The 12,892-nt window shown below is 73.1% G+C and carries 13 protein-coding genes; 8 read left to right on the plus strand and 5 right to left on the minus strand.

Features of this window, described 5'->3' with window-relative positions; all coding sequences use genetic code 11:
- Positions 1-99: 99 nt before the first annotated feature.
- From JQN83_RS22680 to JQN83_RS22705, 6 genes are all read left to right on the plus strand, one after another.
- The gene (locus tag JQN83_RS22680; protein WP_208569173.1) at positions 100-1,047 is read left to right on the plus strand and encodes a TIGR04222 domain-containing membrane protein; all 948 of its coding nucleotides are present in this window, start codon (positions 100-102) and stop codon (positions 1,045-1,047) included.
- Positions 1,044-1,862, plus strand: a complete 819-nt coding sequence (locus JQN83_RS22685) for an MbnB/TglH/ChrH family RiPP precursor modification enzyme (protein ID WP_208569174.1) — start codon at positions 1,044-1,046, stop codon at positions 1,860-1,862. The genes JQN83_RS22680 and JQN83_RS22685 overlap by 4 nt, the downstream gene beginning before the upstream one ends.
- A complete protein-coding gene (locus JQN83_RS22690) occupies positions 1,859-2,344 on the plus strand; it encodes an SCO6045 C-terminal-like domain-containing protein (protein ID WP_208569175.1) in 486 nt (161 codons plus the stop codon). The genes JQN83_RS22685 and JQN83_RS22690 overlap by 4 nt, the downstream gene beginning before the upstream one ends.
- A gap of 62 nt (positions 2,345-2,406) precedes the next feature.
- Complete coding sequence (locus tag JQN83_RS22695) at positions 2,407-3,159, plus strand: SDR family oxidoreductase (protein ID WP_208569176.1); 753 nt, start codon at positions 2,407-2,409, stop codon at positions 3,157-3,159.
- Between the two features lie 182 nt (positions 3,160-3,341).
- The gene (gene mug, locus JQN83_RS22700) at positions 3,342-3,998 is read left to right on the plus strand and encodes a G/U mismatch-specific DNA glycosylase (RefSeq protein WP_208569177.1); all 657 of its coding nucleotides are present in this window, start codon (positions 3,342-3,344) and stop codon (positions 3,996-3,998) included.
- A gap of 299 nt (positions 3,999-4,297) precedes the next feature.
- Complete coding sequence (locus JQN83_RS22705) at positions 4,298-4,735, plus strand: hypothetical protein (protein ID WP_208569178.1); 438 nt, start codon at positions 4,298-4,300, stop codon at positions 4,733-4,735.
- A 281-nt stretch (positions 4,736-5,016) separates the two neighbouring features.
- Here the strand turns inward: JQN83_RS22705 and JQN83_RS22710 are convergent, their stop codons facing one another.
- The 3 genes from JQN83_RS22710 to JQN83_RS22720 all read right to left on the minus strand — a co-directional run bounded on the left by JQN83_RS22710 (position 5,017) and on the right by JQN83_RS22720 (position 8,196).
- Positions 5,017-6,999 (minus strand): ABC transporter ATP-binding protein, encoded by a 1,983-nt coding sequence (locus JQN83_RS22710; protein ID WP_208569262.1) that lies wholly within the window; start codon positions 6,997-6,999, stop codon positions 5,017-5,019.
- Between the two features lie 158 nt (positions 7,000-7,157).
- Positions 7,158-7,925 (minus strand): enoyl-CoA hydratase/isomerase family protein, encoded by a 768-nt coding sequence (locus JQN83_RS22715; protein WP_208569179.1) that lies wholly within the window; start codon positions 7,923-7,925, stop codon positions 7,158-7,160.
- 43 nt (positions 7,926-7,968) lie between these two features.
- Positions 7,969-8,196, minus strand: a complete 228-nt coding sequence (locus tag JQN83_RS22720) for a helix-turn-helix domain-containing protein (protein ID WP_007072022.1) — start codon at positions 8,194-8,196, stop codon at positions 7,969-7,971.
- Positions 8,197-8,398: 202 nt separating this feature from the next.
- Between JQN83_RS22720 and JQN83_RS22725 the strand changes: the two genes are divergently transcribed.
- Positions 8,399-9,001 (plus strand): cadmium resistance transporter, encoded by a 603-nt coding sequence (locus tag JQN83_RS22725; protein ID WP_307799591.1) that lies wholly within the window; start codon positions 8,399-8,401, stop codon positions 8,999-9,001.
- Positions 9,002-9,193: 192 nt separating this feature from the next.
- On the opposite strand, the gene JQN83_RS22730 is transcribed toward JQN83_RS22725, so the two are convergent.
- Positions 9,194-10,798, minus strand: a complete 1,605-nt coding sequence (locus JQN83_RS22730; RefSeq protein ID WP_208569180.1) for an ABC-F family ATP-binding cassette domain-containing protein — start codon at positions 10,796-10,798, stop codon at positions 9,194-9,196.
- Between the two features lie 245 nt (positions 10,799-11,043).
- On the opposite strand from JQN83_RS22730, the gene ypfJ reads away from it, so the two are divergent.
- Positions 11,044-11,955 carry a KPN_02809 family neutral zinc metallopeptidase gene (gene ypfJ, locus JQN83_RS22735; RefSeq protein ID WP_208569181.1) on the plus strand — a complete coding sequence of 304 codons (912 nt, stop codon included), beginning with the start codon at positions 11,044-11,046 and terminating at the stop codon, positions 11,953-11,955.
- A 76-nt stretch (positions 11,956-12,031) separates the two neighbouring features.
- On the opposite strand, the gene JQN83_RS22740 is transcribed toward ypfJ, so the two are convergent.
- Positions 12,032-12,715 (minus strand): acVLRF1 family peptidyl-tRNA hydrolase, encoded by a 684-nt coding sequence (locus JQN83_RS22740; RefSeq protein WP_208569182.1) that lies wholly within the window; start codon positions 12,713-12,715, stop codon positions 12,032-12,034.
- Positions 12,716-12,892: the final 177 nt, after the last annotated feature.

The following is a 12,892-nucleotide window of genomic DNA, read 5'->3' on the forward strand; positions in this document are numbered from 1 at the left end:
CCGGATCTCGGCTCGGTAACTCGCCCACCGCCCCGGTGCCGGCGTGGCGGGGCTGCTCCACAATGAGGCCGCGACCCCCTCGCGCGACAGGAGCAGCTCATGAACACGCTTGCCGCACAGGGCGACACCTGGGGCATCCCCGGGCCGCTCTTCCTGAAGCTCTACCTGCTGGTGGCCGTCGTCGCCGTGGTCGGCACGCTGCTGCACCGCCGCCGCACGACCGCCGGCCCCGACACGGTCACCACGGACCAGCTCGGACCCCAGCAGGTGGCCTACCTCAACGGTGGCGACCAGCTCGCCATCTGGGCGGCGCTGGGTGGGCTACGCGGCGCCGGCGCGATCGACGTCACATCGAACGGCCGGTTGGTCGCCGTCGGGTCGACACCCAGCGGGCTCACTCCGCTCGACCACGCGATCCGGCACGCCGCCCGCCAGTCGGTCGCCACCCGCGAGCTGCGCCGCAACGGCGGGGTGACCCGCGCCCTGGAGGAGCTGCGGCAGGGGTTGGAGCAGCGCGGCCTGCTGATCGACGCCGACGGGGTACGGGCCCTGCGGCGCGGACGGAACCTGCTGCTGGTGCTCCTGGCCCTGGGTGTGGTGCGGCTGGTCGCCGGCCTGTTCAACGGCCGGCCGGTCGGCTGGCTACTGCTCGCCCTGGCCGGACTCGCCGTGGCGTTCGCCCTGGTGGCCCGTACGCCCCGGCGGACCAGGACGGCGAACGTGATGATGAGTCGCCTGCGCAGCAGCAACCACCACCTCGCCCCCGACGCCGCCCCGGCCTACGCGACCTACGGTCCGGCCGGCGCGGCGATGGGGGTGGCCCTGTTCGGCACCGTCTCCCTCTACGCGCTCGACCCCGGCTTCGCCGCGCAGGCGGAGATCCAGCGGCAGGCGTTGAACGCCAGCAGCGGCAGCGGCTACACCGGTTCCACGGGTGTCACGTGCGGCGGCAGCACCTCGTCGGGCGACAGCGGCTCGTCGTGCGGTGGCGGCAGCTCCTGCGGCGGCGGAGGAGGATGCGGCGGCGGGGGCGGGTGCGGCGGATGACCGGGCCGCAGGGGGTGGGCATCGGCTGGCGGTCGGAGATCGCCGGTTTCGTCGCCGAGCTGCCCGGGCTGCGCTTCGTCGAGGTGGTAGCGGAGTCGCTCAGCCCGGGCAACCCCCTGCCGGCCGGGCTGGCCGGGCTGCGGGAGCGCGGCGTGACCGTCGTACCGCACGGGGTGCGGCTCTCCCTCGGCGGCGCGGACCCGGTCGACCCGGCCCGGGTGACGCACCTGGCCCGGGTGGCCGAGCTGGTCGACGCGCCACTGGTCAGCGAGCACATCGCGTTCGTCCGGGCCGGCGGCCTGGAGGCCGGGCACCTGTTGCCGTTGCCGCGCACCCGGGAGGCGGTGGCGGCGGTGGTGGCGAACGTCCGCCGGGCCCGGGCGGAGCTGCCGGTGCCCCTGGCGTTGGAGCCGATCGCCGCGCTGTTCGACTGGCCCGACGACGAGCTGGACGAGGCGGACTTCCTCACCGAGATCCTCGACGCCACCGACGCGGAGCTGCTGCTCGACGTGGCAAACGTGTACGCCAACGCCCGCAACCGGGGCGAGGACCCGCATGCCCTGCTGGACCGGCTGCCGCTGGACCGGATCGCCTACGTACACGTGGCCGGTGGGGCCGAGTACGGCGGGCTCTACCACGACACGCACACCGATCCGGTGCCCACCGAGGTGTTGGAGCTGGTCGGCGCGCTCTGTGCCGGCCGCCGACCGCCGGCCCTGCTGCTCGAACGCGACGGCCACTACCCACCCGCCGACGTGCTGCGGGCCGAGTTGGACGCCCTCGCCACCGCTGCCGGCCACCCGGTCGTCACATGAGCCCGACGCACCCCGTCGAGTCGGCCCCGCCGCCCGGACCGGTGGGGCTGGCCGCCCGACAGGCCGCGCTGGTCGCCGCCCTGGTCGCGGGGGCCCCGCTGCCGGCAGGCTTCGCCACCGACCGGGTCGACGCCGCCCGGCGGGCGCTGCTGCGCAAGCGGGCCGGCGAGGTCGCCCGCCACTGGCCGCTGCTCGCCGCCGGCCTCGGGGACACCTGGCCGGCCACCTTCACCGACTGGGCGTCCGGCCGACCCACCGTCGGGTCGCTGCGCGACGGTTGGGACCTCGCACGTGGGCTGCGCGACCGGGACGCCCTCCCCCCGCTCGGCGCGCAGGAGCTGGCCGCCCGCGAGGCCACCCACCGCTACGACGGGCGGCACCCGCCCCGCCGCCGCCGGTTGCCGGCCCTGGCCCGCAGCGGCGACGCCGTCGCCCTCCAGGTCGCCGGCCGGGTACGCCTGCTGCGACCGGCCCGCCGCTGACCACCGGGTCGCCTCCCCGGCCCGCCGCGCCACCCACCGCCGGATGCGGCAGGATCGGTGGCATGGATCTCGGACTCACCGATCGGGTGTACGTGTTGACCGGCGCTTCCCGGGGGCTCGGCTTCGCGACCGCACAGTGCCTGGTCGCGGACGGGGCACGGGTGGTCCTGTCGGCCCGCACGCCGGAGCGGGTCGCCGGGGCGGTCGACCGGCTCGGTGGGCCGGACCACGCGATCGGTCTCGTCGCCGACCTGGCCGACCCGAGCCTGCCCGAGCGGCTGGTGATCGCCGCCGGAGAACACTTCGGCCGCCTCGACGGGGCGCTCGTCTCGGTCGGTGGGCCGCCCCCGGGCACCGCCGCGCAGGTCAGCGACGCACAGTGGCGGGAGTCCTTCGAGACGGTCTTCCTGGGCACCGTCCGGACGGCCCGGACGGTGGCCGCCGCGCTCACCGACGGTGGCGCGATCGGTATGGTGCTGTCCACCTCGGCCCGGACGCCGATCACCGGCCTCGGCATCTCCAACGGCCTGCGGCCCGGCCTGGCCGGCGTGGCCAAGGACCTGTCCGACGAGTACGGCCCACGCGGGGTGCGGGTGCTGGGCCTGCTGCCCGGGCGCTTCCTGACCGACCGCAACCGGGAACTGCTCGGCGACGACGCGGCGGCCCGTGCCGCTGCGGAGGCCGGCATTCCGCTGCGCCGCATCGGCGATCCGGCCGAGTTCGGGCGGGTGGCGGCCTTCCTGCTCTCCCCCGCCGCCGGCTATGTCACCGGGGTCAGCGTGCCCGTCGACGGCGGCGCGCTGCGCAGCCTGTGACCCCGCGACGCCGCTCGACCAGCCCCGCCGCCGCCCCCGAACCGGCCCCGGCCGCCGAACCGGGCCGCACCGCCCCAGAACCGCCTCCCGCCGTCGCGGCCTCCGAACCGGCCCGTCGTCGGGGCACCGGCGGGCGGCCCTCCCCGGCCCCTGCCGAGCGCCCGTCCACGACCGTCGACGCGATGTCCGACCCGGTCGGGCCCTCCGCCGGCCCGACCCGGGCGGGCGTGGCGCAGGTACGGCGACCGGACCGGGCGGGCACGCCGCAGGTACGGCGGCCGGACCGGGCGGAGCTGGCAGCGGCGGCGGACCGCACCATCCCGGACGTGATCGGCCCCGGGTTGACGGTGCTCTTCGTCGGGATCAACCCGGGCCTGTGGTCGGCGGCCACCGGGTGGCACTTCGCCCGGCCGGGCAACCGGTTCTGGCCGGCCCTGCACCGGGGCGGCTTCACCCCGCGCCGACTGCACCCGAGCGAGCAGGACACCCTGCCCGGGTACGGCCTGGGCATCACCAACATGGTGGCGCGGGCCAGCGCCCGGGCGGACGAACTGACTCCGGCGGAGCTGGTGGCGGGCGCGCGGACGCTGACCGACAAGGTGGCCCGGTACCGGCCGACCTGGGTCGCCGTGGTCGGGGTGACCGCCTACCGGATCGGGTTCGCCCGGCCGAAGGCCGGTTTCGGCCCGCAGCCGCACCCGCTGGCCGGCGCGCGGCTCTGGGTGCTGCCCAACCCCAGCGGCCTGAACGCCCACTTCACCCCGCAGACCCTGGGGGCCGCCTTCGGCGAGCTGCGCGCCGTCATCGCCGGCCACCCGCCGGCTGACCGGTCGGCGTGACCACCCTGACGAGATGAACCCTTCCCGTACCGCGTGAACACCGCCGCGAACCACCGGGACGGCTGGCCGGGAACGGCCAGCCGTCCACTCCGCGTGCCGGCTCACGCTGTCCGTGGGGTGGCGCGTTCACGATGTGTCGGGTAAAGGGTGAAATTGAGGCAATAAATTGCTCCCCCGACTCACCACCCTATTGACGAAGATTTATTTCGAACGTGCTTTCGACTTCACCTTGGTCTAACATTGGGCCCGCAATCGGTTACACGTCGTTAACGCAATTCTCCAGCAGATCAGGAGCAGTTATGCCTCAAGTCCGTTCTTCCCGCTCCATCCGCCTGCTCGCCGCAGGCGCCGCCGGGGCGGCCGCGGTGGCCATGTTCCCCGCGGTCAGCGCCCAGGCGGGCACGTCATCGATCAACGTCTCGGTCAAGGGTGGCTACAACAACACCCAGTCCCTCGGCACCGCCACCGGGACCGTCACCGGGACGACGGGCAGCACCCAGGCAAGCTACTCGGTGACACTGTGCGGGCAGAGCACCTACCCGAGCGCCAGCGTCACCATCCAGGGCGGAACCGCCACGGCCACCCACACCGTCTACTACCAGAACTGCGAGACCTTCACCGGCGATCTCGTCTCCAGTTACGGATTCACCAACGTCCAGGTCAGTGTGTCCGGTTCCACCTTCTACCCGGGCAGCCAGTACACCACGTACACGAAGACCAAAGCGGTGTACTTCTGAGTTACCGTCGCACCTGATGACGGAACAGGCACCGAATTGACGATCGCCGCCTCGGGCAGCCGCCGCGCCGGCAGCCCGTGAGTCGTGCCGACGGCCGGTGGGACGTGTCGTCGGCACCCGGCGTGGGGAGCGCCGTCGGAATGCGAGACCAGGCCAGGGCCCGCTCCCCCTGGCCTGACCTCGTTTCACTGGCGGCAGCAGGCAGCCGAGGTGTGCCCCGAACCCGGTCCGCAGAACACGAGTCGGGTCAGCACGGTGGTCGCTTCCGGGACGGGGTCCCGTCAGTTGGCCACGGCCGGGGGCAGCGCCTCCTGCGCGACGTAGGTGCCCATCGGCACGGTGGTGATGATCGGCTCGGGCTGGTCCGCCTCGGCGTACGGGGCAGGCGAGTCGACGACGGCGAACTGGGTGCGGTACAGCTCGGCGTAGAGCCCACCGACCGCGACCAGTTCCTCGTGGCGGCCCCGCTCCACGATCCGGCCACCATCGAGGACCAGGATCTGGTCGGCGTCACGGACGGTGGAGAGTCGGTGCGCGATCACCAGCGCGGTACGCCCGGCCAACGCCACGGACAGGGCCCGCTGCACCGCCGCCTCACTCTCCGAGTCGAGATGGGCGGTGGCCTCGTCCAGGATCACGATCGACGGGGCCTTGAGCAGGAGCCGGGCGATGGCGATGCGTTGCTTCTCGCCGCCGGAGAAGCGGTAGCCGCGCTCGCCGACGGTCGTCTCCAGCCCGTCGGGCAGGGCGCGGACCAGGTCGGCCACCTGCGCACCGGCCAGCGCCGCCCAGATCTCGTCGTCCGTGGCGTCCGGCTTGGCGTACCGCAGGTTCTCGGCGATCGTCTCGTGGAACAGGTGGGAGTCCTGGGTGACCACACCGATCTCGTCGCGCAGCGAGGCGAGGGTGGCGTCCCGGACGTCGACCCCGCCGACCCGCACCGCGCCGTCGGTGACGTCGTAGATCCGTGAGATCAGCATGGACAGCGTGGACTTGCCGGCCCCGGACGGCCCGACCAGCGCCACCATCTGCCCCGGCTCGACGCGGAACGAGACGCCCTTGAGCACCGGCTCGTTGGCCGTCCGGTCGAGGGTGGCGACCTCCTCCAGCGAAGCCAACGAGACGTCGGCGGCAGCCGGGTAGCGGAACCGGACATCGCGGAACTCGACCCGGCCGGCGCCCCGGGGGACCGGCACCGCGTCGGGCTTCTCCTCGATGCCGGGGCGCAGGTCGAGCACCTCGAAGACCCGGTCGAAGGAGACCAGGGCGCTCATCACGTCGACCCGGACGTTGGACAGCGCGGTCAGCGGACCGTAGAGGCGGGTGAGCAGCAGGGCGAGGGTGACCACGGTGCCCGCGCTGACCGCCCCGGTGACCGCCAGCCAGCCGCCGAGCCCGTAGGTGAGCGCCTGGGCCAGCGACGCGACCAGCAGCATCGCCACGAAGAAGGTGCGTGAGTACATCGCCGACTGGATGCCGATGTCGCGGACCCGTTCGGCCCGCGCGGCGAATCGGCCCGCCTCCACCTCAGGCGTGCCGAACAGCTTGACCAGCAGCGCGCCCGCCACCCCGAACCGCTCGGTCATGGTGGCGTTCATCTTGGCGTCGAGGTCGTACGACTCCCGGGTGATCTCGGCCAACCGCCGGCCGACCCGCCGCGCCGGCACCACGAAGATCGGCAACAGGACCAGCGACAGCAGGGTGATCTGCCAGGAGAGGGTGAACATCACCCCGGCGGTGAGCACCAGCTGGATGACGTTGCTGACCACCCCCGACAGGGTGGAGGTGAACGCCCGCTGGGCGCCCATCACGTCGTTGTTGAGCCGGCTGACCAACGCACCGGTCTGGGTCCGGGTGAAGAACTGCAACGGCATCCGCTGCACGTGGTCGTAGACCCGGGTGCGCAGGTCGAGGATGATGCCCTCGCCGATACGCGCCGAATACCACCGCTGGACCAGGGAGAACAGCGCGTCGGCGACGGCCAGCGCGCCGATGATCAGGGCGAGCCGGACGACGACCGCACCCGCCTCGGGGCCACCCCCGCTGATCGCGTTGATCACGTGGCCGGCCAGCACCGGGGTGGCCACCCCGATCACGGCGGCGATGACCACGGTCACCAGGAAGACGACGATGTCCCGTCGGTAGGGGTGGGCGAACGCCATGATCCTTCTCGCGGTGCCCCGGGTGAGCCGGTGCGTGGAGACCTCGTCACCGTGCCGGATCGACCGGAGCATGCTCCAGCCGGCCATGTTGCCGCCCGCCATCGGGTTCATGGGTCACCTCCGCGTCGTGGGCAGCGCGCACCGTCGGGTCGATTCTCCCGACGCCTACGACAACCTCGGCGGCAACCCGGGTCTTCCCGGGCGGTCACTGCTGTTCGCTCCGGGCAGAGCAGCCGCGGTTCCCGCCCCCGGCGGGTGGGCTATTCGCCGCGGCCGGCGAGATCGCGCAGCCGGCGGGTCTGTGCCTCGCGCTCGGCCCGCTGCTGTTCGGGGTGGGAACGGCCGGCGGCACCGGCGAGCAGCGCCTTGATCTCGACAACCGCGTCCCGGTTACCGGCGAGCAGGCCGGCGGTGAGGTCCCGGACGGCCGCGTCCAGCTCGGCGGGCGGCACCACCAGGTTGGCCAGCCCGATCCGGTCGGCCTCGACGGCGTCCATCCGCCGGCCGGTGGCGCACAGCTCCAGGGCACGGGCGTAGCCGACCAGCTCGACCAGCCGCTTGGTGCCGGCCAGGTCGGGGACCAGGCCGAGGGTGACCTCGGCCATCGACAGCTTCGCGTCCTCGGCGAGCACCCGCAGGTCGCAGGCGAGCGCGAGTTGGAAGCCCGCGCCGATGGCATGACCCTGCACGGCCGCCACCGAGATCACGTCCGGTCGGTGCAGCCAGGTGAAGCCCTGCTGGTAGTCGGCGATCCGGTCGGCGCACTCCTGCTCGGGCAGGGTGGACAGCTCCGCGAAGGAGCCCGGACCCTGGGCACCGGCCACCGACAGGTCGAGGCCGGCGGAGAACGACCGCCCCTGACCGCGTACCACGACGACGCGCACGTCGCCGGGCAGGTCCCGGGAGAAGTCGCTCATCGCGCGCCACATCGCCGGGGTCTGGGCATTGAGCACGTCGGGCCGGCACAACGTGACCGTCGCGACCGGCCCGTCGCAGTGCAGTAGCACCCCGGTCGTCTCGGCGGTCACCGGCCCGCCCGGGGCGTGCTGACGGACGACGCTGGTAGGCGGGTCACGCCTTCTTGCGACGCCGGGCGCCGCCGCGCTGTCGCAGCTGCACACCGGACTCGGTGAGCACGCGGTGGATGAACCCGTAGGATCGCCCGGTCGAAGCGGCGAGCGCGCGAATGCTCTCGCCGCCGGTGTACCGCTTTACCAGGTCCTTGGCGAGCGTCTGACGCTCGGCTCCGACGATCCGGCGACCCTTCTCAGTGCTGGTGGCTGTGCCAGTGGCTGCCATGCTGATTCCTCACGTCCCAGACTGTGCGGTTCGATACGGTCCCACCTATTAGACCGTCTCGAACGATCATGCGCCAGATATCAACTCATCGCCAACCGACACGCTATGCAGTGTCGCCAACCCGATAGAGTGACGCTCCGGACGATCCACGGCGGAGACCGCGCTGCGGTCGCGCCCGTGGGAGGCCCGTAGCCTGCCGGTCGTGACCGACCTGTTGGGCAGCGTGAGCGGAGCGGGGGCCGTCTTCGCGGCCACCAACCTCGACGACATCGTGGTGTTGACCGTACTCTTCGTGGCCGCCCGGAGCACCGGACGGCCCCGCCCGTGGCAGATCGTGACCGGGCAGTACCTGGGCATCACCGCCCTCGTCACGGCGGCTCTGGTCATCGCCGCCGGCCTGCTGGTGGTGCCCGACCCATGGACCGGCCTGCTCGGGCTGCTGCCGATCGCGCTCGGCGTCCGGGCGCTGCTGGCCCGCACCGACGACGACACCCCGCCGGCCGTGGTGGGCGGCCTGCTCGGCGTCGCCGGGGTGACGATCGCCAACGGCGCGGACAACATCGCCGTCTACGTCCCGGTGTTCCGCGCCCTCGACCCGGCCACCGGGCTGGTCTACCTGCTGGTCTTCGCCGTGCTGGTCGCCGCCTGGTGCGGTGCCGCCGCGCTGCTCGGTGGGCATCCCCGGGTGGTCCGCCTGGTCGGCCGGGCCGGGCACTGGCTGGTCCCGGTCGTCTTCGTCGCCATCGGCCTGGTGATCCTGGTCGGCTCGGGTGTCCTCGGCCGGCTGGTCGACCTCGCCCGCTGACCACCGGCCGGGCCGCCGCCGCGCCGCCGAGCGTAGGCCGCTGACCACCGACCGGACCGTCGAGCCGCCGGGCATAGACCGCTGGCCACCGGTCGGGCCGGTCACGGGCCGGTGGGGCAGGGGCCACTGAGCACCGGCCGTTGGCCACGGCAGCCGACCCCGCCGGCCGTCGCGGGCGGGGTCGTGGCCGGATCAGGCCAGCTCGACCAGTTCCAGGAGGTCGTCGCTCCAGGCGTCCTCGTCGCCGTCGGGGAGCAGGATGGCCCGGTCGGGCTTGAGCGCGAGCACCGCGCCCGGGTCGTGGGTGACCAGCACGATCGCGCCGGGGTAGTTGGCGATGGCGTCGAGCACCTGCTCACGGCTGACCGGGTCGAGGTTGTTCGTCGGCTCGTCCAGCAGCAGCACGTTCGCGCCGGAGCAGACCAGGGTCGACAGGGCGAGCCGGGTCTTCTCGCCACCGGAGAGCACCCCGGCGGGCTTGTTGACGTCCTCGCCGGAGAACAGGAAGGCACCGAGGATCTTGCGCAGGTCGGTGTCGGACTGCTCGATCGCCGCCGCCCGCATGTTCTCCAGCACCGTGCGTTCCACGTCCAGCGTCTCGTGCTCCTGGGCGTAGTAGCCCAGCCGCAGGCCGTGCCCGGCGTGCACCTCGCCGGTGTCCGGCGGGAGCAGCCCGCCGAGCATCCGCAGCAGGGTGGTCTTGCCGGCACCGTTGAGCCCGAGGATGGCCACCCGGGAACCCCGGTCCACCGCGACGTTCACGTCGGTGAAGATCTCCAGTGAGCCGTACGACTTGGACAGGCCGGTCGCGGTCAGCGGGGTCTTGCCGCACGGCGCGGGGTTGGGGAACCGGACCTTCGCCACTTTGTCGGAGACCCGTACCTCCTCCAGGCCGGAGATCAGCTTCTCGGCCCGGCGGGCCATGTTCTGCGCGGCGACGGTCTTGGTGGCCTTGGCGCGCATCTTGTCGGCCTGCGCCATCAACGCGCCGGCCTTCTTCTCGGCGTTGGCCCGCTCCCGGCGACGCCGCCGCTCGTCGGTCTCCCGGGCCTCCAGGTACGCCTTCCAGCCCAGGTTGTAGACGTCGACCACGGAGCGGGTGGCGTCGAGGAACCAGACCTTGTTGACCACCGACTCCAGCAGCGAACCGTCGTGGGAGATCACGATCAGCCCGCCCTTGTGGTTGGCGAGGAAGCCGCGCAGCCAGGTGATCGAGTCGGCGTCGAGGTGGTTGGTGGGCTCGTCGAGCAGCAGGATGCCGCCGCCGTTCTCCCCGGCGTCGCGGAACAGGATCCGGGCCAGCTCGATGCGGCGACGCTGACCGCCGGAGAGGGTGCCGATGGTCTGCGCGAGGGCCCGGTCGGGCAGCCCCAGGTTGGCGCAGATCCGGGCGGCCTCGGCCTCGGCGGCGTACCCGCCCAGCGAGGCGAACTGGTCCTCCAGGGCGCCGTAGCGGCGGACCAGCTTGTCGTCGACGCCGTCGGCGAGCCGCTGCTCGATCTCCTTCATCTGGGCCATCAGCACGTCCAGCCCCCGGGCGGAGAGCACCCGGTCCCGGCCGGTGACCTCCAGGTCGCCGGTACGCGGGTCCTGCGGCAGGTAGCCGATGGCGCTGCGCCTGTCGATCTGCCCACCGTAGGGCTGCCCCTCACCGGCGAGGACCTTGAGGGTGGTGGTCTTGCCGGCACCGTTGCGGCCGACCAGTCCGATCCGGTCACCGGGCTGTACCCGCAGGGTGGTGTCGGACAGTAGGATCCGGGAACCGGCGCGCAGTTCCAGGCCGGTGACACTGATCATTTCCGGTACTCGCTCTCGGGGGTCTGGAAGGGCTGACTCAGGGCACGCGAAAGCGCCGGCGGGCGGTGGTTCCCGTCGGCGCGGGGCGATTCAGCCTTCGCAGCGCAGCACCCGACAAGTGTACCGGGCGGCCCGACACGCGCCGCCCGGATTACCGGGCAAGATCATCGGGTACCGGAAACGCCGTCCGGACCCGGTCCGGTACCGCAACCCTCAGACGTGACGAATCGGTGATCGGGGTCAACATGGAGCTGAACGAGAACGCGCGGGTCGACACCGGCCAGGTGGACGACCGGCGGGGATCCGGCGGGGGTGGCGGGATGGGCATCCCGATCCCCGGCGGCGGTGGGCGTGGCGGCATCGTCGGGCTCATCATCGCCGTGCTGGTCGCCCTGGTGGGTGGCGGATTCGGGCTGAACGCGATGAACGGCGGCGGCGCCGAGTCGGGCGACAACACGTCGCTGGAGCAGAAGTGCTCCGCCGACGACGCGCTCAAGCAGCTGGACTGCCGCAACACCCTCTACGTCAACTCGATCCAGGCGTACTGGCGTACCGCGTTGCCGGAACGGTTCGGCCAGCAGTACCAGCCGTCCAAGACGGTCTTCTTCAGCCAGGGCGTCAACACCGGCTGCGGCCAGGCCGACTCCGGCGTCGGGCCGTTCTACTGCCCGGCCGACGACCTGGTCTACATCGACCTGACCTTCTACCAGACGCTCGCCGACCAGCTCGGTGCCGAGGGTGAGTTCGCCCAGCCGTACGTGCTGGCCCACGAGTACGGCCACCACGTGCAGGACCTGCTCGGCACCGAGGCGCAGATGCGCCGCCAGCAGCAGCGGGACCCGGGCAGCGCCAACGCGCTCTCGGTCAAGCTGGAGCTCCAGGCCGACTGCTACGCCGGCGCCTGGGCCAAGAACGCCACCGGCACCGCCGACGAGCAGGGCCAGAAGATCTTCAAGAGCATCACCGAGCAGGACATCGCGCAGGCGATCGACACCGCCGAGAAGATCGGCGACGACGCCATCTCCAAGCGGGCCAACCGCCCGGTGAACCCGGAGGAATTCACCCACGGCTCCTCCGAGCAGCGCAAGCAGTGGTTCACCAAGGGCTACACCACCGGTGACCCGAAGTCCTGTGACACCTTCGGCGGCAGCCTCTGACCGGGCACCGCACCGGCACCGTCGCGGCGGTCGGAGGGGCGTACGCCCACCGGCCGCCGTCGTCGTGCCGCCCCGCTCAGGCCGGATCGCGGACCAGGATGTGCACGGCGCGGGCGGCGGCGACCGCGCCGACCAGCACCGCGTGCCGGGGTTCGGGCACGTCGAGCAGCCGGTCGGCACGCAGCGCGGCGAGCGGGGCCAGCCGCCGGTCGGCCAGCACCGTGTCGACGGCCCGGCGGTCGCCCCCGCAGACCAGCGCCGCCAGCGTCGCCGCCGCCGGCAGCAGCAGTCGTACGGCCAGTTCCGCCGCGTCGCCCAGGGCCGCCTTCGCCTGGTTGTCCCGCCGCCGGGCGAACCGCTGCTGGGACCAGCCCCCGGCGGCGGTACGACCCTGCACGTAGCGGGTGTCCACCTTGGAGACCAGTAACTCCGCACCGAACGCCACACCGACCGCCACCGCGCCCTTGCGGGCGAGCAGCAGCCCGAGCCGGCGGGGCGCGGTGGCGACGCTGACGAACTGCGGCACGTCGTCGACACGTCGGGGCGGGACGGCCTGCGCTGCGTCGCCGACGGTCGGGGCACCCGGCGGCAGGTGCAGCTCGGCGGTCGCGCCGTCGGAGGCGGTGAGCAGCAGCCCGTACCCCTGCGGGGAGACGACGGGCGGGCCGTGCCGGTCGGCGAAGCCCTCGGCCCAGCGCCCGACCCGGGTCGGATCGACCTCGACCCACCGGCCGCCGCCGGCTGCGGGTCGGCTGCTCATCACCCGACCGTACGGCACGGCGGCGGTCCGCTCCGACCCCACCTGACCCACGGCGGGCGGACGACGGCACACGCCGTGCCGACCGACCGGCCGGGGCCCACCCGAGCCGGTCCGACGGCCGGCCCACCGCACGACCAGCCGGGCCGACGCGCGGCCCAACGCACGACCAGCCGGACC

The organism is Micromonospora antibiotica (assembly GCF_017599305.1).
Classification (GTDB): Bacteria; Actinomycetota; Actinomycetes; order Mycobacteriales; family Micromonosporaceae; genus Micromonospora; species Micromonospora antibiotica.